The following is a 23621-nucleotide window of genomic DNA, read 5'->3' on the forward strand; positions in this document are numbered from 1 at the left end:
GATGGCCCGCATGGAACAAGTCAGTCTCATGGAGTTGGGCAAGCTGGCCGCGGAGGGCCAGGTGGAAGCGGAAGTTTTTGCCCAGATCGCCCAGTGCGCGCAGAAGATGACCAAGAGCAACAAGCCGTATCTGGACGTGTCTTTTGCCGATGCGGAAGGGACGATGGGACTGAAGGTGTGGGAGGACAAGCCCTGGTTCCGCACGCTGGCCTCCCTGCCTCTCCGCAGTTTCGTGAGCCTGCGCGGCCAGTGGACGAAGGGGGGCTTCGGCATGGAAGCGGCCGATCTGGATGTGCGGCTGCTGGACGAACAGGAGAAGGAAAGCTTCCTGGCCGGGTCCGGAACCTTGAAGAAAAAGCAGGAGGCGGACCTGAAGGAGATTTGCGTGCTCATCAAGGGCATGAATGATCCGCGCATTCGCGCCCTGTGCATTGAATTCATCGAACAGTTCGGGGAACGCCTCCAGCGCGCCGCCGCCGCCCGCACTTACCATCACGCCCGGCGCGGCGGACTGGTGGAGCATGTGGCGGGAATGATGCGTACGGCCTCTGCCGTCTGCCAGGCGAATCCGGAGCTGAACCGCGACCTCCTGCTGGCCGGATGCCTGTTTCACGACTGCGGGAAGCTGTGGGAAAACTGCTACCCGAAGGAGGATTTCACGATGCCCTATTCGGAAGCCGGGGAACTGCTGGGCCACATTCCGCTGGGCATTGAACTGGTCAACAATCTGTGGAAGCGCATCATGGCCCTTCCGGAAGCGGAATCCTGGAAGACGCTGGACCCCGCCTCCCCGGACGTGCGCATGCACCTGCTGCACCTGATCGCCTCCCACCACGGGGAACTGGCCTTCGGCTCTCCCGTGTTCCCCAAGACCCCGGAGGCGGTGGCCCTGCATTACATTGACAATCTGGACGCCAAGCTGGAGATGTTCCGCGGCGCCTATGAGACGAGCGAGGCGCTGGCCCCCAAGGTGCTCCAGCGCAAGGCCCCCCTGCCTGCCAACGTCGTTCTTCCGCTGCCTTCCGTTCTTCCCCTGGAACGGGACGGCGTGGACGCCATGCAGTAAGCTTTTCCCCGGATGGAACAGGAGCGCCATCTGCGGCGGCCGTGGCTGGAACGGACCATGGCCGCGGCTCCCCTGCTGGCTCCCGCTCTCGCCATGCTTAGCGCATGCGCGGCGGTGGACGTTTCTCCATGGCTCTGGGTTCCCTGCCTGTGCCTGGTGGCGTTGCCTTGCCTGTTCCGTGCTCCGGGCATGAGCCTGCTGGCTCTTGCGCTCGCCGTATGGGCCGGGGCGTCTTTGCTGGCTTATGACCGGGAATACCGGGCCATCCCCGTGGAGGCGGGCCAGCGTTTTACGGCGGCGGGGGCCGTTTATTCCGCATCCGGCAGGTCCGCGCTGTTTCGTCCTGACGGTTCCCGGTGGTTTTATACCGTCTCCGCCCGGGACGGAGCTTGTCCCCTGGTTGTAGGGCGGCGTTACCGGGTAGAGGGAGAGACATACCTGCTCCAGGCCCCGTGCGGCCCCGGCATTTTTGACCGGGAGCGGTGGGGATACCTGCGCGGCATTGCCGCCGGAGTGCGGCTGGACCAATCCTTCAATTTGGGGGAAGGCGACTGGCGCAGCCGTGTCCAGGCGGTTTCCCTGGGGTTTCGCGAAGAGGCGGGGGAGCTGCTGAGGGAGGGAGCTCCGCCCGGTGATGAAGCGCGGCAGGTGATGGTCTCCGCCGTGCTGGGGGACAAGACGGACGCCAGCCCGGAAACGATGGCGAAGTTCCTGATGAGCGGCTGCATGCACGTGTTCGCCGTCAGCGGCATGCATGTGGGCGTGGCGGCTCTGCTGATTCTGGGAATGCTCCGGCTGTTATGCGTACGCCCCGCCGTGGCGCGGCTGGCCTGCCTGCCGTTGCTGGCGCTGTATGTCTTTATCACAGGAATGTCCGTTTCCGCACTGCGGGCCTTCATCATGGCGGCCGTCTGGCTGGTCGCGCCTGTTCTGCGGCGGAAGGGGCATCCGGCCAATATCCTGGCCCTGGCTTTCATCCTCCTTTGCCTGCTGGACCCGCTCCAGGTTTTCCAGCCGGGGTTTCAGCTCTCCTTCTGCGTTTTTGCCGTAATTGTCTGCCTAGCGGCATGGAGCAGGCGGGAAAGGCCCCTGTGGGCTCCCGACCCGTTTATTCCTTCCCGGATTTACAGTGCGCGGGAAAAAGGCCTGGTGCATCTGGAAAAAGCGTGCCGCGGCGCGCTGCTCGTCTCCGTGGGGGCGTGGCTGGTCTCCATCCCGCTGACGGCCTGGCACTTCGGCACCTGGAACCTGTACGCGCCCCTGACCAACATCTGCTTGAGCGTGCTGGTCTTTCCGCTGATGGGCGTGTCCCTGGCCGGGCTGATGCTCGCCTGGTGCCCGTGGGCCCTGTCCGTTTGCAATGCGGCGGCGGCTTCCCTGGCTTCAGTCATGCTGGCGGTAACCGGAGGCGTAGCCTCCCTGCCGTGCAGTTATCTTCCCTCCCAGCCGCACGCCGCGGAGAATGAGGCCGTTATCGTTCCTTTGCAGAAAGATGCCTGGTCCATGGCGGTTTCCAATCCGGCGCTGGTGGTGGATTCGGGAACGGAAGGCATGGCGTGCTACGCCCTGATTCCCGTGCTGAAGGCGCGCGGCATCCAGCCTGCCGGGGTGGTGGCGACCAGAAAGGGCAAAGCGGAGCGCGCGGGAATGGAAACCCTGCTGAAGGAATACCCCGGCGTCCGGAACTGGGGAGAAGCCGGGGTCGGAGATTCCCCCCGGAAGTGGAGGTTCCGGCAGGGAAATGAACTAGCCGTGGCGGATTTGCCGGAGCCTTTGGCTACCGGAATTCATCAGGACCGGTGCAGGGTGCTGGCATGGACGTGCCGGGGGCGGTGTGTCCTGATCATCGGGAATGCCGGATTTTCCTCTCTGGGCCGTGCGGAAGAAGTGCCGCGTGCGGATGTGCTGGTGATAGGGCGCCACCCGCGCGACCCCGTCTGCAGCGCCGCGTGGATAAAGGCCACGGGAGCCCGGACGGTTGTATTTACTACGGAATACACGTGTCCGGTACCGGAAGGTGTGGATGTGTACCGTTTGCGGGAAACCGGAACCCTGTATCTGCGGCTGGCGGAGGATGGCGTGCGCGTTACGCCCTGGAAGGGCACGGAACGCCGTACAGGGTAAAGCCCGTGCTTTCCTCAATCCGGATGGGCAGAAGCTCTCCCGCCAGGTCCGGGGCGGCATCCACCATCACGGGCTTGTTCTGAGAGGTGCGTCCGGAGAGGCGCGCTTCATTCGTTTTGGACGGCCCTTCCAGAAGGACCTCCTGAACGGTGCCGACCAGTTCCCGGTTTTTCCGGATGGCTATTTCATTGACCACGGCCAGCAGGTCCTGGTTGCGCGCTTCCTTAACTTCCTCCGGAATCTGGCCCTCCATGGCGGCGGCTGGCGTGCCGCGGCGCGGGGAGTAGCGGAAAATGAAGGCGTTGTCAAACTGGACCTGTTCCACGGCCTGCCGGGTCAGCAGGTAGTCTTCCTCCGTTTCTCCGGGAAAGCCCACGATGATGTCCGTGGTGATGGATAAATCCGGCCGCGCCTGCTTCATCCGGGCGCAGAGGTCCAGGAAGGTTTCATTCCTGTATGGGCGGCGCATCATTTTCAGGATGCGGTCACTGCCGCTCTGCATCGGGAAATGGATGTGGCTGCACAGCTTGGGAAGGTAGGTGAAGGCCTGCACCAGGTCCTGCCGGAAGCCGATGGGATGGGGGGAAACGAAGCGGATGCGCCGGAGGCCTTCCACCTCATGCACGGCTTCCAGCAATTGGACGAAGCCGCCCTTGCCGTCCGCCGTTTCCATCTGCCTGCCGTACCGGTTGACGATCTGGCCCAGCAGGGTGACTTCCTTCACGCCGGCGTCCACCAGCATCTTCACCTCGTCCACCACGTCCCGTATGGGGCGGCTGCGTTCCGTGCCCCGGGTGTAGGGGACGATGCAGTAGGCGCACTTCATTTCACACCCCTGCATGATGGAGACGTAAGCCGTGGAGCGCGCGCCGGGATTCAGGTGGTCCCTGATCCGGTTCTGGGAATCCTCCTCTTCCGCCACGTCGCACACGTGGGTGCCAGAAAAAGCACTTTGCAGCTCATCCATGCGGCGTTCCTGGCGCGCGCGCAGAATGCCGTCCACATGCTCAAACACGCGGTGGTACTTCTGTGTGCCTATCACCAGGTCCAGGCGCGGCAGTTCCTTGAATAATTCATCCTTCCTGCTCTGGGCCATGCAGCCCATCATGCCGTACACCACGTGCGGGCGGTGCCGCTGCTGCTTGGCCAGCAGGCCCATTTTACCCAGCGCCTTCTGTTCCGCCTGTTCCCGGATGGAACAGGAATTGAACAGGATCACGTCCGCTTCATCCTCGCGGTCCGTCAGGGTATAACCCTTCTGCACGAACATGCGGGCTACCTGCTCGGAGTCCCGCTCGTTCATCTGGCAGCCGTAGGTTTTAATGTAAAGCGTGGGCATGGAGAAAATCAGATGTTCTTTTTCAGGGTGACCACGCATTCCAGATGCTTGGTCTGGGGAAACAGGTCAAAGGGCTGGACGGCGGTGACAGAATACCCGGCTTTGTCAAACTCCGCCAGGTCCCTAATCTGCGTAGCGGGATTGCAGGAAACGTACACCACTTTTCCGGGGCTGAAGGCGAACAACTGGGTCAGGAACTCCATACTGCATCCTTTGCGGGGCGGGTCGATTACCACGGCGGTCTTTTCCGCGGGGAAATCCACCTGGGCGAAAATGGCTCCGGCGTCCGCCGCCAGGAACTCCGCATGTTCAATCCCGTTGCTGCGGGCATTGCTGCGCGCCCAGTCCGCGGAAGTCTCGCTGACCTCCACGCCCAGCACCTTCTTGAACTTATTCGCCAGGCTCAGGGCGAACAGGCCGGAACCGCAATAGGCGTCCACCAGGAACTCCTCCCCGTCCATGCTCGCCTGTTGGGCCACGTAGTCCGTAAACAGCGGAAGAATGAAGGGATTGTTCTGGAAAAAATCTCCCGCCAGGAAATGGAATTCCAGATCGCCCACGTGCTCGCAGGCTACGGCGTTGTTATTGGTGATGACGCCCCCTTCCGAGGCGCGGAGCAGGATGGTGGCGCCGCGCTTGAACCGCGCCGCGGCCTGGTAAACGCTTTTGCGGGCCAGGGGCAGCACCTCGTTGATGCACTCCATGGCAATCGGGCACTGCGGCACGTCCACCACTTCTCTTCTGGAGCCTGCCTTCAGGAAGCCGATGGCCGGCTTGCCTCCTTCCCTGGGCTTGTCAAAATGGGGCGTAATCTTGGAACGGTAGTTGTATTGGCGGGGGGAGGCAATGGCCGGATTGACGGGCAGTTCCAGCCCTGCCTGCAAGCGGAGCAGGTCCGCCACCTGCCGGGTTTTCCAGAGAAGCTGGCGGTCGTAGGAAAAATGCTGGTACTGGCAGCCGCCGCAGGTGCCGAACAGGCGGCAGCCGGGTTCCACGCGGTCCGGGCTGGGGTGAAGCACTTCCACCAGGTCTGCGGAGGAATAATTCTTGTCATTGCGCCACACGCGGGCCTTCACACGGTCTCCCGGCAGGGCGAAGGGGACGAAAACCACCCAGCCGTCCACGCGGCCGATGCCGTCGCCCGCATTGGAAAGGGCGTCAATGTCCAGTTCAAGCTCCTGGTGGTAGGAAAAAGGTTCGGGGTGGAAGCCTTTGGGAATGGTCGCGGTCATGATGATGGGGGAACGTGTTACGGGGCGGTGGGAGTATTTAGTTTGCCGTCCAGGTCGTACAGCAGGGTGTCTGGAAGCTGGGGGGCGCGCAACCCGGGGCGGAAGTCGCCCGGAAGAACGGCGGGACCCGGTGCGGACTCCTCCCCGTCTTCCTCCGGAAGAATGGCGGATTTCACCGGTGCGGGAGCCCAGGGGGCCGGGCGCTCTGCCGCGGCGGCCGGTTCCGGCTGGACAGCCGGAGCGGGGGCGGGTTCCTGAGGGGCCGTTTCCTTGTTGGAGGCGCAGGAAGCGGTCCAAGCCAGCCCGGCAATCAGACAGAAGCGGATCAGGAGCTTGTTCATGGCGCGGATTCTTACAGCTTCATTCCCGCTTGGCAATCGAATTTCCGCTTTATTCCCCTTCTTCCCGTACATGGGAGAACGGGATAAGGAAAAAGGCTTCCGCACCATGCGGCTCAAATGCGCTCGCTTGTTTTTGTCCGCGGATGGCGGAAGTGGGGAATGCGGTGAGCCTGCCTGCGTTTTTGGCGCATGTGGCGGAGCATGCGGAAGAAAATGAACGTGCCCGCCAGGAGCAGCAGCATGATGCTCCACCAGTCCCAGCCTACCGGGGCGTCCGGCAGTCCTACGCGGCCTATCATGGGAAGCTTGAGGGCGGGACGCAGCAGGTCAAAGCCCGCATCCAGGCCCAGCAGGCTGACTTCAACCCCTTCCGCCAGGCCCAGGCTGACTCCTCCGAGGCCCCATAAATTGATGCGGATGCCCGTGCCGCTCTCCGTCCGTCCGGCAATGCCGCCAGGCAGGTAATCCTTTCCCACGGCATGGGGCGGAAGCTCCACCGTCAGTTCCGGTACTTCCCTCATCAGCGCGGCGGTGAAGGTATTGCTGTTGGGGCCGGGAATGAGCCGGTACGTATCCGCCTCCGGGTATTCCTCCGCCGTGCGGCTGATGGCGGGAATGGCTCTTTCCGCCGCTTTTCCGCGCAATTCCTGAATCAGGTCCGGTTCCGCGCCGAACCACTTGCGGTCCGGAATATCCCTGGAGATGGAAACGCTGGTTCCCCTGGCAGGAAGCTGGTAGCCCATCACCTGGTAAACGGTGTAAGAGCCTGCGTTTTTCTCCTTTACGGCTATCCAGGTGTGTACGCCGAAATACTTGCGCCAGCCAAAGGCGCGGGCAGAATACACCTGGACAACGGCTTCCGGCTCTTCTTCCGGCAGTGGAGCCAGGCCGCTGCTGCTGCGGTCCGCGGTTTTCCAGTCTTCCGCGGGGTGGAAATAAACCAGGGCGCCGCACAGGACCAGGAGCGCCATGGACAGCCAGAAAATAAGGCGCCATTTATTCCGTGAAGGGTGCCTGCGGTTATAGGGGTTGGAATGGCGCATGGCGAATGTATATACCTTGAACTGCAAATGAAGGCAATGGCGGAATCTTGAAGTTTGACTTCTTTGCAGAGAGGCTTATTTTCATGGGAATATGATCAAGTTGGCCGTTCCCGTGCTTTGTGCCGCCATGGCTGGTATGCTGGCTCCCGCTTCTGCCCTGGCGCAGCAAATGCCCGTTCCTGCCGTCAAGGAATCGGGCAGTCCCGTTTTTGACAAGCTGCGTGATGAAGCCATCGCCAAAAAGGTTCCCCTGGTCATCTGCCTGACGGGGTCTTCCTGGTGCGTGTATTGCAACATATTTACGGACAAGCATATCAAGGAGCGTGCTTTTAAAAGGGCCTCCGGCAAAAAATTCATCTTCTGGATGGTGGATACCAGGCAGGCGCCGGGAAGGACGCCGGGTTCCTTTACCTTCCAGTTCGTTCCGGAGGAAGCGGGCAAAGTAGTGGGATGCATAGGTTCCAAGGCTCCTTACGTGGTATTCGGGCCTCCCGCCGTCATCATCCTGGACCCCGTTTCCGGAAAAGTGATCAAAAAAATGGTAAGCCAGGGGGATATGGACAAGGAGGGCAAATCCCTGCCCGCGGTTATTGAAGATAGCTGGAAGAAATTCCGGGAGAACGAAAAAAAGAGCGTGTGAGCGTTCAGCCCCCTTTCCGTTAAAACCGGTAGATAAACCGCAGCCAGGGGCGCGGCGTGCCGGAATAATAGGGGTACCAGCGGTGTCCGGGGTGGTGCATGGTCTGACCCCATTCATCCTGGTGGCGCGCCTGCGGCGCATAGGTGAGCTGCCGCCATTCCCGGAGTAGCAGGGAGGGAGGTTTTTTATCGGGGTCGGGCGGCGCCAGGTACGTCTGGAAGGAACTGAAAGAACAGCAATAATAGGGAATGTTGAGAATAGGCGCCAGGCCGAGCGCCAGCACAAGGCCTATCCAGATTCTGTGGCCGGGATGCCATATCCAGGTGGCCGCCAGAAAGGCGAGCATGCAGGACATGACCGGGACGCATCCCTTGCAAAGCAGGTCATTGGCGTCTCCGTTAATGTAAAAGAACGGCAGGGCCAGCCCGGTGGCCAGCGTGCAGATGAAGAGGGGGTTGCGCCGGAAGTCCCGCCAGCAGAACAGGGCGTACAGAAGAAAGGAGGTTCCCACGAGCAGAAAATCCCCCGGGCGCGTGTAAAAGCCCCGGATTCCCATCTGGGAGGAAGGCGCGTTTACCGCCATATAATAAAGAAGGAAGCACATCCCCAGGATAACCGCCGCTGAAAAGGATGGATGGAGCAGGATGCGTCGCGAAAAGCGGTTGTCCTTCCACTGCCGGAGCCACTGGCAGACCGCCAGGGGCAGCCCCCCGATAGCGGCAAGGGGGGAATAAAAAGCCGTGGCCGCGAACAGAAGGGGAAGCCAGTTCACGGGCATGCGCCCGGAAGCCAGGAAAATGAAAAAAAGCATCACGGGAATGGATGCGTTTGCGCTGCACATGATCTGCTCCGCTGTCCCGAAGTAATGTAGCCTGAGCGTATCCAGGCCCAGTCCGCACTGCAAATTCAACAGGGAGCCGAACATCACCATCAGCAGGGCGAGCATGAGGGAACGGCGTCCCGAGAAGACGCAGAGCCACAGCCACGAAAGGAAAAGCCCCCATGCCCCCCACAGCACCAGGAGCGCCCGGGCGGCGTCCAGCCCGGCCAATTTGCCGGCCAGGGCCGGAACAAGCCAGAATCCCGTATTGTAAATCAAAACGTCTCCGTCCGGGAAAACGACAGGCCAGGGGCTGGTGACCAATTCACTCAGGCAGGCATTTCTGACAATATGGTCCGGGTGCTGGTTGACCCATTCCCCCCATCCGGACAGCACCATCAGGGCGATGAACGCGGCCAGGGCCGGCAAGGAAGAGCGGGTGAACAGGGGAAAGGCGGGAAGGGGAGGCTTTTCCGGGGATTTCTTCCGTCCGGGGATCATCAGGCCTGCGGCCAGCAGAAGAGCCAGGGGGAAAGCGATGTACCAGTGCATCCATCCGGCCATGAAGATCAGCACGGGCAGCAGAAGCCACGCGCAGCTGTGCCATTTCAGCGCAGTCACGTTGAAGGCTCTTTCCAGAGAGGGGGCATCAGGAGTTGGACAAGGCATCTCTCCCTGAACCTTAATGGGGCCGGGATGGGAAGGCAAGGGTGAAACTTGCGGACCGGAATGAAGGGCACGGGGAACCCGGTGGCAGGAATGAGCGTTCTCCGTCTCTACTTTACGGGAAGAAGGGGGCATCCCATTCTGGGCACCTTATGAATAAAACAGAATTCATTCGGGAATTGCAGCGGGAACTGGGGGAAGGCGTAACTCCCCGGCAGGCGGAACACGCGCTGAACGCCGTGCTGGACACGATTGCGAAGTCGGTACGGAGGCGGTCGCTGGTCAAATTCCGCGGCTTCGGGTCGTTCGCCGTCAAGCATCGCCGTGCGCGGGTGGTGCGCCATCCGGAAAACGGCAGCAAGCTGTTTGTGCATGAATCAAGCACCATGAAATTCCGGCCTTCCTCCCGCCTGTGGGAAAAGTAAGGGCGCGGGAGCCGGTTTCCATTCCATTTTGCCATTGACTTACTTGTCCGCCACAGGGATTAATGGATAAGGCAGGCGCCCCGTGCGCCTGTCTGGAAAAAAGACTGATCCTTGACCCCTTTGCTGACCATGACGCCGGACTCCGTTCATTTGCTGACCCGTTCCTCCCAGATGACCCTGTTCAGGGATGAACAGGGCCGCGTGCGCCGCGCCTATTACGGGCCGCGGCTGCGTGAACCGGGGGATGCCCTGGCAAACGCCGCGGAGGCCCCCCTTCTGTACTCCACCCTGGGGGATTCCGTGACAGGGCTTCCCAATGCGTCGGAGGAATACTCCGTTTGCGTAACCCAGGCGGACGGAACTCTTTCCCTGCGCCTGGAATGCCAGGGGTGGGAAGTTCTGGAACTGGATGACGACCGGGAAGAAGCCGTCTTTTACGGGAAAGACCCTTCCTACCCCGTACGGGTGGAAATTCACGTGCGCTCCCACCGGGAATCGGACGCCTTCCTTCAATGGGCGGTGATACGGAACGAGGGGAGGGAAGGCATACGCCTGCACCGCGCTGCGTCCGCACAACTGAATCTGCGTGCGGAACGGTACTTCATCACCAGCTTCCGCGGCACATGGGGCGGGGAATCCCTGATGAGCGAGGAGGAAGTGGCCCGGGGCCATGAACTTTCCCTGGTTTCCGGCACCGGGACCCGCGCCGCCCAGGAGGGAAGCCCCGGCTTCATCATCTCCCTGGACGGTCCGGCGCGAGAGGATGCGGGGGAAGTGGTTCTGGGGGCGCTGGCGTGGCCCGGCAACTACCGGATATGGTTCCGGCACAGCCCGTATCACTACCTCTTTGCCGGGGCGGGGCTGGACGTGGCCCCCGCTCCCTATCTGCTGGATGGAGGCGGAGTGTTTGAAACGCCTCCCCTCATTCTGGTGCACAGTGGAAGCGGGAAGGGGGAAGCCTCCCGGCGCATCCACCGCTGGGCGCGCCGCTACGGCCTGCGCGGAGGCGGCACGGAACGGCTTGTCTTGCTGAACTCATGGGAGGGAGTGTACTTCTCCTTTACGGAAAAAGTGCTGCACGGCATGATGAAGCGTGCGGCGGAGCTGGGCATGGAGCTCTTTGTGCTGGATGACGGCTGGTTTGGCAATAAATTCCCGCGCAATGACGCCCGGGCCGGGCTGGGGGACTGGCAGGTGAACCGGGACAAATTGCCCCATGGGCTGGAAGGCCTGATCCACCAGGCGGAAAAGCTGGGGATGCGCTTCGGCATCTGGGTGGAGCCGGAAATGGTGAATCCCCGGTCGGAACTCTACCGGAAGCATCCGGAATGGGTGATCGGCCTCCCGCACCGGGAAAACAGGCTGGAACGCAGCCAGTATCTGTTGGACTTGAGCAATCCGGACGTGTGCGCCTACATTCTTGAAGCCATGCGGGAGCTGCTGGGGCGGCATCCCGGCATTTCCTACGTCAAGTGGGACTGCAACCGCAAAATCTCCGACCCCGGCTCCCCCTGGCTGGACGCTTCCCATCAGGGGAACCTGTCCATTGACTATGTGCGCGGCTATGAAGCCATTCTTGATGCGCTGGCGGCCCAGTTCCCGGACGTGACGTTCCAGGCCTGTTCCTCCGGCGGAGGCCGCGCGGACTATGGAACCATGCGGAGGCATCATGAATTCTGGACGTCCGACAATACGGACGCCTGTGAACGCGTGTTCATGCAGTGGGGCATAGGCCATTTATTCCCGGCCATCTCCATGGCCGCCCATGTGACGGCCTCCCCCAACCATCAGACGAAGCGCGTTACGCCGCTGAAATTCCGCTTTGATGTTGCCATGTCGGGCCGTCTGGGCTTTGAGCTCCAGCCCTGCGACATGACGAAGGAGGAAGTGGAATTTTCCAAACGGGCGCTGGCGGAATACAAGCGCATCCGCCCCGTGGTCCAGTTCGGGGACCTGTACCGCCTGTCCTCCCCGTATGAAAGCCGGGTGGCCTCCCTGATGTACGTCCATGAAAAACGGGCCGTCGTCTTCGCCTGGCTGATGGACAAATGGCTGGCGGATTCCCCGCCGCCCCTGCGCCTGAAAGGCCTGGACCCTGCCGCCAGATACCTGGTCCGGGAAATCAACCTGGATGAGAGCGGCCCCCTGACCAACGCCCATAAACGGGTGCTGGGCGGCGATTTCCTGATGGACGCCGGAATCCGCATCAACTGGAAAACTATCTTCCAGTCCGTTTGCATGGAGGTGACGGAAACGGAGGCTTAAACATCCGGCTGGTGAAGTTTGCGCCTTGGGCTAAACGCCCACCACGCCGCCGATGGTCTGGATGATGACTTTCGCGATGATGGTCATCAGGATGAGGGCCACGGGGTAGGCGGTGGCGTAGCTGACCACGGGGGCCTGGGAGTCCGTCTTGCTGGCGATGGCGCCCAGGGCCGGGGTGGAGGTCATGCCTCCGCAGATGCCGCCCAGGCATTCCAGGATGTTCATCTTGAAGACCTTCATGCCCACAAAGTACCCGGCGAACATGCCGGAGCAGGTGACGATGACGCCCATGATGAAAACGGCCGCGCCATGCGTCGCCACGGTGGTGACCAGGTCCGCGCCGCCCTTGATGCCGGCGTCAGCCAGGAAGAAGACCAGGCCCAGGTCCTGCAAAAGAAGGCGGGTGGGGCGCGGGATGTAGCCCACGATGGGGCCCAGGCGGCCGAAGTGGCCGAGCAGCAGGGCCACAATCAGCGGACCGCCGGCAATCCCTAGGGAGATGCCCAGGCCGTTGCCCAGGCTGAAGTTGACCAGCCCCAGAATGATGCCGAGCGAGAGGCCGAACCCGAGGGAAAGAAGGTCCGTCTGGTTCATGTCCTGGCTGCGGTGGCCGATTTTGTCCCCGTATTTGGTGAGGTTTTCCGGGGAACCCACCACGGTCAGCACGTCATTGCGTTCCAGCGTGGTGTCCCCCGTGGGGACGAAGGTGAAGCCCAGGCGGGAGATGCGGGAGATGATCACGCCGTCCGTGCGCAGGGTTTTCAGATCGCGGAGCTTGCGCCCGGCGTAGTTCTTGTTGGTCAGGATCAGCTTGCGGCGCTCCTTCTGGGAGTCCATGGGGTAGGGGTTGTCGCACACTTCCCCCAGAAAGGCGACGTCGTGCGGCATCGTATCGCTATTGCCCACGATGAGGACTTCCGTTCCCTCCCGGAACGTGTCTTCCGGCGTCAGGGGCATCAGCCTGTCGTTGCGCACCACGCGGGTGACCATGCAGTGCAGGCCGTCCAGCAGCTTGCAGTCCGCAATGTTTTGTCCGATCAGGTTGGGCTGCGTGACGCGGACCAGGCGTGAAATGATGCTGGCCTCCTGCTTGGAGTGCATGGCCTTGGCTTCCTTGTTCAGGTCAAAGTGCAGCAGGCGCGGGAGAAGCTGGACGAAGAGGACCACGCCCACCACGCCGAACGGGTAGGCGATGCCGTAGCCGATGCTGACGCCGCTGCCGGAGGCTCCCGGCAGGCTTTCCGTGGCCGCCGCCAGGGCCGGAGTGCTGGTGCACGCGCCAGCGAAGATGCCGGAGGAAATCCCCGCGGGAACATTGAACCAGATGCCGAAGAGGCAGGTGAAGAGGGCGGAAACGCCTACAATCACCACGGACATGACCGCCAGCTTGCTGCCCTGCTTGGCAATGGCGGAGAAGAAGCGGTTGCCCGCGCTCAAGCCCACGCAGTAAACGAAAAGCGCCAGGCCCAGCTGCCCTACGCCGTTGGGGATGGCCAGGCGGTAGTGCCCGGCGGCGAGGGCGACGAAGAGGACGCCGGAGAGGCCGAGGTTCAGGCCGTATATTTTAATGCTGCCAAGGGCGATGCCGAAGAAGATGATTCCGAAGAGAACCAGGGTGTTGTGGTTGAGCAGGATGTCGAACATGGTCGGCTGGGTCAGTCTTCTCCCGGGGCGAACTCAAAGTTGCGGAAACGGACGGGGATGGAGGCGGCCTCCAGCCGGGTCCGGTCAAACAACCGGCTTGGCGCGGGGAGAGAGTTGAGTGTTTGTTTGGTCAGGTAGAAATTTTGCACGAAGTAGTTGCCCCCATACCCGCGCTTTGTCAAGTCGCGTATGATGTTGTTGACGTGATCTTCCGTCAATAAATCGGGATGGACGGTGGTTCTGACTTCAAAAGCGGTTTCAGAGGCGATCAGGTAGTCCAGCGTTTCGGAAAAGGAGGGGAAGAGGTCCGGCCTGCCGGTGACGGCGCCGTATTGTTCCGGGGGAGCCTTGTAGTCCAGGGCGATGTAGTCGCAAAGCCCCTCCTCCACCAGCGCTTTCACCACGGCGGGCCTGGTGCCGTTGGTGTCTATTTTAATCGCGAAGCCTAGCTGCCGTATCTCGCGGCAGATGGGGATAAGGTCGGGACACAGCGTGCATTCGCCGCCGGACAGGACTACCCCGTCCAGAAATCCCACCCGATCTCTAAGGAAATCAAGGTAGTCCGTCCGGTCTCCGGCAGGAGAGCCCGTTCCTCTGACCAGGGAGACGTTGTAACAGTACTGACAAAACAAGTTACAACCTCTCAGCCAGAAGATGCAGGCCACCTTATTTGGAAAATCCAGCAAGGTGAGCGGCGTGATGTCCGCTATGCCCCGACCCGTTCCCATTGACTTCGCATATGTTATTGGGAAAATTACCGCGGCTGTTCCGTTTGGGCGGAGCAGGAGCAGGGACGGCCCGGTTCCACAAAGTGGACGCGGTCATGGAACTCGCCCTGTTTGCCGGCGTTGAAGGTTTCCACAGGGCGGTGATAGCCCATGACGCGCGTATAAACGGTGCAGCGGGTCCGGTCCTGTGCGTATTTGCTTAATATTTCCTGTTTGGTCATTGTCGTATTGATGGCTGGGTTTTGAAACGAGGCGGCTGGTTGAAAAGGGTTATTCGTGCCTGTGAATGTGGAGCAGCTCTTCATCGCAGAAGGGGCAGTATTCATGCTCCCCGCGCAGGTAGCCGTGCTTGTCGCAGACGGAGAAGAGCGGGGTGACCGTCAGGTACGGCATGCGGAAGCGGGTCAGCACCTTGCGGACGATGTCCCGGCAGGCTTCCGGGGAGCTGATGGCTTCATTCATGTACATGTGGAAGACGGTTCCCCCCGTGTAGCAGCACTGGAGTTCGTCCTGGAGCTGGAGCGCCCGGAACAGGTCGCTCGTATGGTCCACGGGGAGCTGGGAGCTGTTCGTGTAATAACGCTGCCCCACGGGCCCGGCCTGGAGGATGTCCGGATAGCGCTTCTGGTCCTCCCGGGCGAAGCGGTGGGTGGTGCCTTCCGCGGGCGTGGCTTCCAGGTTGTACAGGTTGCCGGTTTCCTCCTGGTACTCCTGCATGCGCAGGCGGATGAATTCCAGGATTTCCGCCGCAAAGGCCCTGCCTTCCTCGGAGGTGATGTCCATCGTATCATTGGAGAAGTTGCGCAGCAGCTCGTTCATGCCGTTGACCCCGATGGTGGAAAAGTGGTTGCGGAAGGTGGGAAGGTAGCGCCTGGTGTAAGGGTACAGGCCGCGGTCATACATCTCCTGGACGAAGGCCCTTTTCTTTTCCAGGCAGGATTTGGCCAGGTCCAGCAGTTCCCCCAGCCGGGCGAACAGGGCTTCCCGGTTCTGCTTGAACAGGTAGCCCAGCCGGGCCAGGTTGATGGTCACCACGCCGATGGAGCCGGTCATTTCCGCGGAGCCGAAGAGGCCGCCGCCGCGCTTGAGCAGCTCCCGCAGGTCCAGCTGGAGGCGGCAGCACATGGAGCGCACGGCGTCCGGCTTATAGGCCCGTTCGTCCGCCACGCGTTCCCCGTGTTCATTCACGGTGTACTGGCTGCCGATGAAGTTCTGGAAGTAGGAGGAGCCGATCTTGGCGGCGTTTTCAAACAGGAGGGGCACGTTTTCCCCTTCCCAGTCAAAGTCTTCCGTGATGTTGACGGTGGGGATGGGGAAGGTGAAGGGCTGCCCGGTGCTGTCCCCTTCCGTGAGCACCTCGTAAAAGGCCTTGTTGATCAGGTTCATTTCCTTTTGAAAGTGCTTGTAGGTCAGTTCCGTCAGCTTGTCCGCGCCGCGTTCCCGCGCCAGGGCGATCAGGGCCGGGTCCTCCACCCCTTCAAAGAGGTGCTCCCCGCCGCTGAAGGGGGCCTGGTCCCGCAGGTCCCGCGGCACGGTCCAGTCAATCGTGACGTTGGTGAAGGGGGACTGCCCCCAGCGGGAGGGCACGTTCAGGTTGTAGACGAAGCTGCGGATGTCTTTCTTGATGCGCGTGAAATCCGCCTGGTCCTTGAAGGCGTAGGGAGCCAGGAAGGTGTCAAAGGAGCTGAAGGCCTGGGCTCCGGCCCATTCGCTTTGCAGAATGCCCAGGAAGTTGGCCATCTGGCCCAGGGCTTCCCGGAAGTGGCGCGGCGGCCTGCTGTTCACGCGGCTGCGCACGCCGTTGAAGCCTTCGTTGAGCAGGTTGCGCAGGCTCCACCCGGCGCAGTACCCGGTCAGGCAGTCCAGGTCATGGATGTGGTAGTCTCCTTCCCGGTGGGCGGCCCCCTCCCGTGCGGAATAAACCTGGTCCAGCCAGTAGTTGGCAATTACCTTGCCCGCCGTGTTGTTGATCAGCCCCGCGTTGGAATATGTGGTGTTGGAGTTGGCGGCGATGCGCCAGTCGCTCTGGCCGATGTATTCCTCCACCGTCTGCTTGCAGTCCACGTACGTGTTGCCGGAATAGAGGCCCCCGAGCTGCTCGCGCTGCATTTTGTGCAGGAAACGGTAGGTGATGAAGGTCTTGGCCGTGTCAAAGTATCCGCAGCGGAACAGGGCGCGTTCGATCATGTCCTGGATTTCTTCCACATGCGCGCTGTCCTGATGGCTCAGCTTGGCTTCCACTTCTTCATAAATGGAACGATTGTAGGCGGTGCCGGAGCTGTGGAACGCGTTCTTGATGGCTTCCTCAATTTTGTAGCCCTGGTATTGTTCCTTTTTTCCGGAACGCTTGATGATGCTTGTTGCCATGGTGGGTGTCTCGCTTGGAAGGGATGATGACCGCTCATCCGCGAGCCTGGGCAAAAGCCTGGAAAAATCATAGGCAGGGGCCGCTGCATGCGTGCATTACTGTAACAAGGGGCACGATGAGGACCTGTGCGTATGTTCATCCTGTCCGCGGGATGGGATACGGGGGCATCAGGTCGTCTTCTGGCTTCCGGTGCGACATGTGATGGGGACTTCCCGACTGCTGGCAGTCAGTGTCCGGTCCATCGTCTACCGGTTACAGCGGCGCGTCCGCGACGGATTTTCACCGTCTTCCGTTACCTGCGCTGAAACGCAATGAACCACAGAAAGAGAACCCCCGCAAGGAAAATGTATAAATGATGTATCAAATATTTGTTAGTATACATCATATTGTATGTTCCGGATGCGGAATGATTGATAACGCGGCATTCCTTTCCGTCATGGCACCATATATGCCCTTGCCTCCCCTTTCCGGGGACCGGGGGAAAACGGGACAGGCCGAAAAGGGAAGATTCATTCCTCACGGAGAAATTTCAGCGCGGCTTTTTCCGTACCAGTCAAATGAATTTCTTTTCCTTTTCAAAAAACGGATGGCGTAAATCCTTCCTGCTGCTGGTTCTTCCCGCGCTTTCTGCGGGGAGTCCCGCTTCCGGCGCTCCCGCGGACTGGAATGAAAAGACCATCCGGGATAATCTCCGCCTGGTGGCGAAATGGCAGGCGGAGCATCCCAAAAAACGCTCGCCGCTGCATTGGGCCTGTGGCGCCTTTTATTCCGGCCTGGCGCAGTATGGCCTGGCCGTTCCGGAAGGACCGGGGCTGCCGCTGCTGCGGAAAGTTGGGGAAGGGCAGCAATGGAAAACCCTGAAACGGCATTACCATGCGGACGATCACGCCGTGGGGCATGCCTGGATGGAAATGGCGATGGAGGACGGCAATCCCGCCGCGGCGGAGAAAATACGCGCCGTGCTGGACGGGGTGATGAACCGGCCATCCTCCGCTTCCCTCCAGTTCGGGACTCCCGACTGCCAGGACCGCTGGAGCTGGTCGGATGCCTTGTTCATGTCACCTCCCGTGTTCGTGAAGCTGGCGGCCTATACCGGGAACCCCCGGTATCTGGAATTCATGGACAGGGAATACAAGCTCACCTGCGGCTATCTTTTCGACCGGAAGGAAGGCCTGTTTTTCCGTGATTCCCGTTATTTCACCATCCCGGCGGCTAATGGGAAAAAGATGTTCTGGAGCCGGGGCAACGGCTGGGTGATTGCCGGACTGCCGCTTATTCTTCAGGACATGCCCGCGGACTGGCCCTCCCGCCCTTTTTACGTGGATCTGCTCAAGCGCCTGGCGGCGGCCCTGAAAAAATGCCAGTCGCCCGACGGTTCCTGGCACGCCAGCCTGCTGGACCCGGAAGAGCCCCCCTTGAAGGAGATGAGCGGCACCCTCTTTATCATGTACGGGATGCTGTGGGGGGTGAACCAGGGGTATCTGGATGCGGATGAGTACCTTCCCGTCATCCGCAGGGCGTGGAAGGCCGCCTGTGATTCCGTCAGCGCGGAAGGCGCGCTGGGCTGGGTGCAGCCCATTGCGGACAAGCCGGGCCATTATTCCGGGGAGGATACGGAAGCATATGGCGCGGGCGCCTACCTGATGGCCGGGACCGAACTGCGCAAATACGTCATTGGCCGGAGCCATCCGCAGAAAAAGACCGTGACCGTCACGAACCCCCTGAATACGTTCCGCCCAGGTGAGACCGTATCGGTGCCGTGGCCGTCCGGAGTTTCCGGGAATACCGCCGCCCTTCGCGTGTTTGACGTCCGCCATGGGCGCGTTATCCCGCACCAACTGGCGGATACGGATGAAGACGGCAGGAAGGATACCCTTTTCTTCCAAGGTAATTTCCGGCCCGGAACAGTCCGTGATTTCTGGATTCTGAATGATTCCTCCCTGAAGGCGGCTCCTTCCGCGGATGTCTGTTACAGCCGTGCGGTGCCGGAACGACTGGATGATTTTGCCTGGGAAAACGATGTGACGGCGCACCGGATTTACGGGCCTGCCGTTGCCAGGCCCGCTCCGGCGGGGGAGGGCCTGGTTTCCAGCGGAACGGATGTGTGGAGCAAGTATCCGGGAGTGCCTGTCATCAATGAATTTTACAAGAAGGGCGATTATCACCGGGACCATGGCAGCGGCCTGGACATGTACAATGTGGGACCGGGCCGCGGCTGCGGAGGCATCGCCGCGTTCAGGGATGGGAAACCGCATGTGTCCGGCAACTGGTCCAGTGCCAGGACTCTGTACAACGGTCCGGTCCAGACCGCCTTTGAAGTGGGTTATGCGCCGTGGGACGTGGGCGGCGGCGTACGCGTGGCGGAAACGCGGAGGGTGACTCTGGACGCCGGAAGCCGTTTTTCCAAAGTCCGCAGCACCTTGACCATCCAGGGGGCTGAAACGGTGAAGGCCGGCGTGGGAATGGATACCGGAAAGGGCAGGAATGCTTATGAAACGGTTACGAAGGACCGGAAAGGCGGCGGCTTGATTACCGCGTGGAGCAGGCCCCGGAAGAATGACGGATGCCTGGGAACCGCCGTGATCGTGCCATGGCTTCCGGAAGGCGGGGCAGCGGATCCGGAAGGCTGTACCTATTGGGTTACGGAGGCGGTTAACGGAAAGCCCTTTGAGTGGTTCCTGGGGGCGGTTTGGAACAAGGCTTCTACTATCAAATCCTCTGCCGCCTGGGAGGCGGAGGCGCGCCGCGTCCGGGAGTGCGTCAGGCATCCCCTGCAAGTCCGGGTACGGTAGAGTTCGTCCTATCCTGCCGCTCCCCGCAGAGGATGACGGCGCTGCCGCTTTTTTACGGAAGCGGCTGCGGCGGTGCGGGAGCGGCCTGCCACTCCGCCAGCACTTCCGGTTGAAAGGGCGCCGGGGTTTCCCGGGCATCCGGAGAGGCCAGGTTCAGGCCGTTCCTGACGACTTCCGAGCGGATGGAGGCCAGGGAAAGAAGGGTGTGGAAAATGTGGTCGTGGGAAACGGCTTTCAGACGGTTGGCCTTCAGCGCGCGCACCATCTCCGGGTAGCGTGAGGCGAAGGCGTCCGAATACCAGACGAACATCGCGGGGCGGTAAACCGGCGGCAGTACGTGCCCCTGGAACATTTTTCCCTCTTCTCCCAGCGCTACGCCGTGGTCGGAACAGTAAAAATAAATGGCAGGCCTGTCCTTTAACCGGGCAATCATGCGGTGGACGGAAGCGTCCAGATCCACGATGGAATTATCATACGCATTGACGGTTTCTTCCAGACGGGCCTTGGGGTCGTCCATGTTGCAGGACGCCGGGGTAAAGCGTTCCGCCTGCTCCGGATAACTGAACGCCATGTGGCTGCCGTTGTTGTAAATGACGTAAAACTGCTTGCTCTTCCCATGCTGTTTCAGGGCTTCCTCCATCACCAGGGAGGTGCGTTCCTGCATCATTCCGGGCGTCTGGTGAAGGGGCGCCGTCTGCTTCCGTTCCCGGCAGTTCCGGGTCAGGATGCCCAGGGAATAGTCATGGATGGAGTCTCCGCACAGGTCCATGATCCGGACGGTGCGAAAACCGTGCTTGTTGAACAGGTCAATGAAGGAGGAATGGGCGGGACGGCGGCGGGACAGTTCCGCATCCGTAAACATGCCGATGGCGGAAATCCTGGTCACGATGCCGAAGGAGGTGGCGTGGGGGAAGGAAACGACGTTGGGTTCCCGGGAAAGAAGGGGCATCGTGTTCCGGTGGTAGCCGTTGAGGGAAAGGTGGTCCGCGCGCACGCTCTCGCCCATGTGGAATACCACGGCAAGATCGTCCGGCGCGTCGCACCCGGAGAGGGGTTCCGCGCAGGACGGCAGGTTCCGGAGTTCATTGAAGCGGCTTGCGTCCTGGGTGACGTATTCGTCCGCCAGCTTGTACGCCATCACGAAGTCCACGAGGGGCCAGCCCTTGGCCTTGTCAGAGGTGTAATAAAGATAGAGGGGCTCGGAGCTGTAGGAGGTGGCCGGAATGCCCAGCAGCAGAAAGATTCCGTACAGGCTCCAGATGCAGGCCAGCGCGCCCCACGTGGCCTTCTGGCGCAGGGAGCGGCGGCTCCAGTAAATGGCCAGGTAGATGAAACCCGCCAGCAGCAGGGCTCCGGTGACGGAGGCGGCAGTGCAGAAAGCGCAGGCCTCCCGGAAATTGGTCTCCGCCATGCTGGAAAGGACGGAGAGGTTCAGGGTCAGCCCGTACCGCATCTGCATCATGTACAGGCCGGCGTTGAACAGGATGACGGCAGGAAGGACAACGTACGCGGTGAAGCGGTATTTCAGGCAAAGAAGGATAATGCCGCAGAGCAGGGAGGCGGAACAGGCAATGCCCATGCAGCTCATCAGCACGCTCTGTCCGTCGTTCAATACATACGGATTCACCACCAGGGCCGCGGCAAGGCCGGCCGCCCACAGGCAGCGCATGCGGCGCGGAAAGAACGCGGCGCGAAGAGCCTGGAAGACGGCGGAAAGAACGCCTGGCTGGTCCGCGTACCGTTCTGCGGAACGGGTGGATGCATGGGGAGGGGTCATCGCAAAGAAAGGATAAAGTATTCTTCCTGCTTGAAGGGGTGGACCATTGTAAGGGTTTCATGGTGATCCTCAAGCAGAATGTGGGGGGAGACGTTCCATGGAGAAATGGGAGAGGCCTGCGTAGAAGTACGCAAATCGTTTAGAAAGCGGGAAGATAACGATAGCGCAGGCAGGGCCCGTCCATTTGTGGGCCTCTTCCTTATTGTTCCGGCGTTTTGAGAGCACGAATGCTTGTAAGCTGCCCGGTTGGCGGAAATAGGTTAAGCCTTTTTATCCTCATAATAGTGGCGCTGGCCGGGTTCCATTAATATTCGTTTGCAGCATAAGAGCCAATCGTTAAAGATATGGGATTATCCCTATATTGAAACAGATGAAAGCAATCCCACTCTTTCCTCTTGGGAACAAATAACACAGAGAAAAAGCGCAATACTGAAAATATGCAATATTTATTTTATTGAAATTAAATATGGAATATTGCATGATGGAGAATGAAGTCTGTTCTAGTTTTTATATCGGAATATGAATCAAAAAATGAATACAATAAAATTGAATGGAATCGATGGTAGTGTTTTCAAAACATTGAAAAAGGGATTGTTGGAACGGGGGGTGGATTTAACTAAACATTATTCCGTTCCGGAGGCGGTGGCTCTTTATAGTCTGGTTACGAAATGTTGCGTTTCTGGAATTTTGGACTATGCAAATTCTCTGAATTTGCCAGAGGGAACGGTCTTGTCTTTGCAGGATATCGCCCGGATGGCCTTCAATCAGAATGGTTCTGATGTGTTTTGTCAGGCAGCAGGACTTCACCATTTAATAGGGAAAGGGAAAAATGTGTATGGAAGAATTGAAATTCCAAATGGCAAAAACGGTGAACGCGAATCAGACGATGACGGAGGTTTTTGCGATACGCTCATCCATCAGTTAAACGGACATGGGAAGGTAACCAATTTTGAGGTATCTAATCAATTTAAGCTTGATATTCAGGTGGATAGCAATACGGATTTGGAACTTAAGAATATAGAGACCGGGGGAGATATCAATATCTACATCAGGACTGCGGCCTTGGTATGCGCGGGAGCCGATGAAAATGGTGATATTAAAGAAAAGGACGCGATTAGAACCACAATGTCCAATCGGGTCCTTATTTCAATTTCTACTTGTGCAAAAGCGTATTTTGGTGTTTGCGCGGGAATCATTGAAATCAATCAGATATCCACCTGTAGATTTTTTAAACTTCATGCGATCAAATTTGATAAAATCATTTTTCAGCAATCGACCTGCGACCATACATATATTTACGTTCCTGAAAATACAACATTCAAACTCACAAATAAAGTCGAAGATTGCCGGGTGGACTGTGACGTTTCCCTGATTGATGAAAATAGCAGCAGAGAAATTGAGATTAAACAGGTCTCGACCGGCATTGTTCACATTAAAAGTGAGAAGATAATTTTTGAAAAATGCCGTTGATAAGAGAGGTAATTCGGGTCGGCTCTCTACTTAGATATAAAGACAAGGCTGTGCGCGCGCTGGTACTGGCCTGTTCAAGGGTGGACGGTTATGAAAGCTTATAAGCAGGTTCGTCAAGCTAATTCTGATGTGCTGCGCTCTTTTAACAATTGAGCTTCCGTGGGGTTATGGTTGCTGCGTTTCCCACAAATGAAACCCGTCCGGAATGCTCCGGGCGGGTTTCTTGTGCCATGGATGGCCTCCGGTGCTCAGGCGGAGCTTATCCGATGACGAGGAATTTTTCAGCCTTGGTGCCGCAGAGAGGGCAGGCTTCCACGCCTTCCAGGGACTTGAAGGTGTCCCCGCAGACCAGGCAGATCCAGTACTGCCTGGGAAGGGCGCTGGTGTCTCCGTTTTCCAGCGCCTTGAGGGCGGCGGCATAAAAATCTGCGTGTTCCTTTTCCGCTTCCGTGGCCCATGTGAAGGAACGGACGGCGGCTTTCTGGCCTTCCTCTTCCGCCACGGCAATGAATTCGGGGTACATGCTTTCAAATTCATGGGTTTCCCCGGCAATGGCGGCTTTCAGGTTTTCCGCGGTGGTTCCTACGTGAATCTGGATGTCGATGGGGTCCATGGCTGCGCCCAGTTTTTCCAAAACCTTGTTGTGGTTGGCGGCATGTACGGACTCGGCCTTGGAAGCGGCTTCAAACAGCCGTTGAATGAGGGGCTGCCCTTCCTGTCCGGCTTTGGCGGCATAGGCTGCGTAAGTGGCGGAGGCTGTGCTTTCTCCCGTAATGGCGGCTTTCAGGTTTTCTATGGTTTTAGTCATCGGGAATGAATTTATAATAATTCTAAAAAGATGCAACTGAAAAAATCCTTTTAGTGCGGAAAAAATGCAAATT

At 59.7% G+C, this 23621-nt stretch carries 18 protein-coding genes and 1 riboswitch; of the genes, 7 read left to right on the forward strand and 11 right to left on the reverse strand.

The window, feature by feature from the left end:
* Positions 1–10: 10 nt before the first annotated feature.
* A complete protein-coding gene (locus CXU21_RS08125) occupies positions 11–1066 on the forward strand; it encodes a 3'-5' exoribonuclease YhaM family protein (protein WP_180972725.1) in 1056 nt (351 codons plus the stop codon).
* A 12-nt stretch (positions 1067–1078) separates the two neighbouring features.
* Positions 1079–3190 (forward strand): ComEC/Rec2 family competence protein, encoded by a 2112-nt coding sequence (locus CXU21_RS08130; protein WP_102725679.1) that lies wholly within the window; start codon positions 1079–1081, stop codon positions 3188–3190.
* Here the strand turns inward: CXU21_RS08130 and miaB are convergent.
* From miaB to CXU21_RS08150, 4 genes are all read right to left on the reverse strand, one after another.
* Positions 3153–4529 (reverse strand): tRNA (N6-isopentenyl adenosine(37)-C2)-methylthiotransferase MiaB, encoded by a 1377-nt coding sequence (gene miaB, locus CXU21_RS08135; protein ID WP_102725680.1) that lies wholly within the window; start codon positions 4527–4529, stop codon positions 3153–3155. The genes CXU21_RS08130 and miaB overlap by 38 nt on opposite strands.
* Positions 4530–4537: 8 nt before the next feature.
* On the reverse strand, positions 4538–5761 hold the full coding sequence (locus tag CXU21_RS08140) for a class I SAM-dependent RNA methyltransferase (RefSeq protein WP_102725681.1): 1224 nt from the start codon (positions 5759–5761) through the stop codon (positions 4538–4540).
* Positions 5762–5778: 17 nt separating this feature from the next.
* Complete coding sequence (locus CXU21_RS12385) at positions 5779–6102, reverse strand: hypothetical protein (protein WP_180972726.1); 324 nt, start codon at positions 6100–6102, stop codon at positions 5779–5781.
* A 113-nt stretch (positions 6103–6215) separates the two neighbouring features.
* Entirely contained in the window at positions 6216–7145 is a 930-nt protein-coding gene (locus CXU21_RS08150) for a DUF3750 domain-containing protein (protein WP_180972727.1), read from the reverse strand.
* Positions 7146–7272: 127 nt separating this feature from the next.
* Between CXU21_RS08150 and CXU21_RS08155 the strand changes: the two genes are divergently transcribed.
* Positions 7273–7785 (forward strand): thioredoxin family protein, encoded by a 513-nt coding sequence (locus CXU21_RS08155; protein ID WP_180972728.1) that lies wholly within the window; start codon positions 7273–7275, stop codon positions 7783–7785.
* A gap of 19 nt (positions 7786–7804) precedes the next feature.
* Here CXU21_RS08155 and CXU21_RS08160 read toward each other — a convergent pair whose 3' ends face one another.
* Positions 7805–9274 (reverse strand): hypothetical protein, encoded by a 1470-nt coding sequence (locus CXU21_RS08160; RefSeq protein ID WP_146017017.1) that lies wholly within the window; start codon positions 9272–9274, stop codon positions 7805–7807.
* A 149-nt stretch (positions 9275–9423) separates the two neighbouring features.
* Between CXU21_RS08160 and CXU21_RS08165 the strand changes: the two genes are divergently transcribed.
* The gene (locus CXU21_RS08165; RefSeq protein WP_102714833.1) at positions 9424–9696 is read left to right on the forward strand and encodes an HU family DNA-binding protein; all 273 of its coding nucleotides are present in this window, start codon (positions 9424–9426) and stop codon (positions 9694–9696) included.
* Positions 9697–9825: 129 nt separating this feature from the next.
* Positions 9826–11961: an alpha-galactosidase gene (locus CXU21_RS08170; protein ID WP_146017018.1), complete on the forward strand. Its 2136-nt coding sequence runs from the start codon at positions 9826–9828 to the stop codon at positions 11959–11961.
* Between the two features lie 30 nt (positions 11962–11991).
* On the opposite strand, the gene CXU21_RS08175 is transcribed toward CXU21_RS08170, so the two are convergent.
* The 4 genes from CXU21_RS08175 to CXU21_RS08190 are packed head-to-tail and all read right to left on the reverse strand — an operon-like array spanning position 11992 to position 16700.
* Complete coding sequence (locus CXU21_RS08175) at positions 11992–13605, reverse strand: aspartate:alanine exchanger family transporter (protein ID WP_102725685.1); 1614 nt, start codon at positions 13603–13605, stop codon at positions 11992–11994.
* A gap of 11 nt (positions 13606–13616) precedes the next feature.
* The gene (locus tag CXU21_RS08180) at positions 13617–14333 is read right to left on the reverse strand and encodes an anaerobic ribonucleoside-triphosphate reductase activating protein (RefSeq protein WP_102714839.1); all 717 of its coding nucleotides are present in this window, start codon (positions 14331–14333) and stop codon (positions 13617–13619) included.
* Between the two features lie 26 nt (positions 14334–14359).
* Positions 14360–14554: an anaerobic ribonucleoside-triphosphate reductase gene (gene nrdD / locus CXU21_RS08185; protein ID WP_012419909.1), complete on the reverse strand. Its 195-nt coding sequence runs from the start codon at positions 14552–14554 to the stop codon at positions 14360–14362.
* 49 nt (positions 14555–14603) lie between these two features.
* Positions 14604–16700 carry a ribonucleoside triphosphate reductase gene (locus CXU21_RS08190; protein ID WP_102725686.1) on the reverse strand — a complete coding sequence of 699 codons (2097 nt, stop codon included), beginning with the start codon at positions 16698–16700 and terminating at the stop codon, positions 14604–14606.
* 154 nt (positions 16701–16854) lie between these two features.
* Positions 16855–17028: riboswitch (cobalamin riboswitch) on the reverse strand.
* A 230-nt stretch (positions 17029–17258) separates the two neighbouring features.
* Between CXU21_RS08190 and CXU21_RS08195 the strand changes: the two genes are divergently transcribed.
* Positions 17259–19493, forward strand: coding sequence for a glycoside hydrolase family 88 protein (locus CXU21_RS08195; RefSeq protein WP_102725687.1), 2235 nt, complete (start codon positions 17259–17261; stop codon positions 19491–19493).
* A 52-nt stretch (positions 19494–19545) separates the two neighbouring features.
* On the opposite strand, the gene CXU21_RS08200 is transcribed toward CXU21_RS08195, so the two are convergent.
* The gene (locus CXU21_RS08200; protein ID WP_102725688.1) at positions 19546–21270 is read right to left on the reverse strand and encodes a phosphoethanolamine transferase; all 1725 of its coding nucleotides are present in this window, start codon (positions 21268–21270) and stop codon (positions 19546–19548) included.
* A 519-nt stretch (positions 21271–21789) separates the two neighbouring features.
* On the opposite strand from CXU21_RS08200, the gene CXU21_RS08205 reads away from it, so the two are divergent.
* Positions 21790–22740 carry a hypothetical protein gene (locus CXU21_RS08205; RefSeq protein WP_146017019.1) on the forward strand — a complete coding sequence of 317 codons (951 nt, stop codon included), beginning with the start codon at positions 21790–21792 and terminating at the stop codon, positions 22738–22740.
* A 259-nt stretch (positions 22741–22999) separates the two neighbouring features.
* Here the strand turns inward: CXU21_RS08205 and CXU21_RS08210 are convergent, their stop codons facing one another.
* Positions 23000–23548 (reverse strand): rubrerythrin family protein, encoded by a 549-nt coding sequence (locus CXU21_RS08210; RefSeq protein ID WP_102714849.1) that lies wholly within the window; start codon positions 23546–23548, stop codon positions 23000–23002.
* Positions 23549–23621: the final 73 nt, after the last annotated feature.

Origin of the sequence: Akkermansia muciniphila (assembly GCF_002884975.1) — a bacterium.
GTDB lineage: Bacteria > Verrucomicrobiota > Verrucomicrobiia > Verrucomicrobiales > Akkermansiaceae > Akkermansia > Akkermansia muciniphila_C.

Coding starts and splice junctions, on each gene's coding strand:
- CXU21_RS08125 (WP_180972725.1), top strand. CDS start 11: ATGGAACAAGTCAGTCTCATGGAGTTGGGCAAGCTGGCCGCGGAGGGC.
- CXU21_RS08130 (WP_102725679.1), top strand. CDS start 1,079: ATGGAACAGGAGCGCCATCTGCGGCGGCCGTGGCTGGAACGGACCATG.
- miaB (WP_102725680.1), bottom strand. CDS start 4,529: ATGCCCACGCTTTACATTAAAACCTACGGCTGCCAGATGAACGAGCGG.
- CXU21_RS08140 (WP_102725681.1), bottom strand. CDS start 5,761: ATGACCGCGACCATTCCCAAAGGCTTCCACCCCGAACCTTTTTCCTAC.
- CXU21_RS12385 (WP_180972726.1), bottom strand. CDS start 6,102: ATGAACAAGCTCCTGATCCGCTTCTGTCTGATTGCCGGGCTGGCTTGG.
- CXU21_RS08150 (WP_180972727.1), bottom strand. CDS start 7,145: ATGCGCCATTCCAACCCCTATAACCGCAGGCACCCTTCACGGAATAAA.
- CXU21_RS08155 (WP_180972728.1), top strand. CDS start 7,273: ATGGCTGGTATGCTGGCTCCCGCTTCTGCCCTGGCGCAGCAAATGCCC.
- CXU21_RS08160 (WP_146017017.1), bottom strand. CDS start 9,274: ATGCCTTGTCCAACTCCTGATGCCCCCTCTCTGGAAAGAGCCTTCAAC.
- CXU21_RS08165 (WP_102714833.1), top strand. CDS start 9,424: ATGAATAAAACAGAATTCATTCGGGAATTGCAGCGGGAACTGGGGGAA.
- CXU21_RS08170 (WP_146017018.1), top strand. CDS start 9,826: ATGACGCCGGACTCCGTTCATTTGCTGACCCGTTCCTCCCAGATGACC.
- CXU21_RS08175 (WP_102725685.1), bottom strand. CDS start 13,605: ATGTTCGACATCCTGCTCAACCACAACACCCTGGTTCTCTTCGGAATC.
- CXU21_RS08180 (WP_102714839.1), bottom strand. CDS start 14,333: ATGGGAACGGGTCGGGGCATAGCGGACATCACGCCGCTCACCTTGCTG.
- nrdD (WP_012419909.1), bottom strand. CDS start 14,554: ATGACCAAACAGGAAATATTAAGCAAATACGCACAGGACCGGACCCGC.
- CXU21_RS08190 (WP_102725686.1), bottom strand. CDS start 16,700: ATGGCAACAAGCATCATCAAGCGTTCCGGAAAAAAGGAACAATACCAG.
- CXU21_RS08195 (WP_102725687.1), top strand. CDS start 17,259: ATGAATTTCTTTTCCTTTTCAAAAAACGGATGGCGTAAATCCTTCCTG.
- CXU21_RS08200 (WP_102725688.1), bottom strand. CDS start 21,270: ATGACCCCTCCCCATGCATCCACCCGTTCCGCAGAACGGTACGCGGAC.
- CXU21_RS08205 (WP_146017019.1), top strand. CDS start 21,790: ATGAATCAAAAAATGAATACAATAAAATTGAATGGAATCGATGGTAGT.
- CXU21_RS08210 (WP_102714849.1), bottom strand. CDS start 23,548: ATGACTAAAACCATAGAAAACCTGAAAGCCGCCATTACGGGAGAAAGC.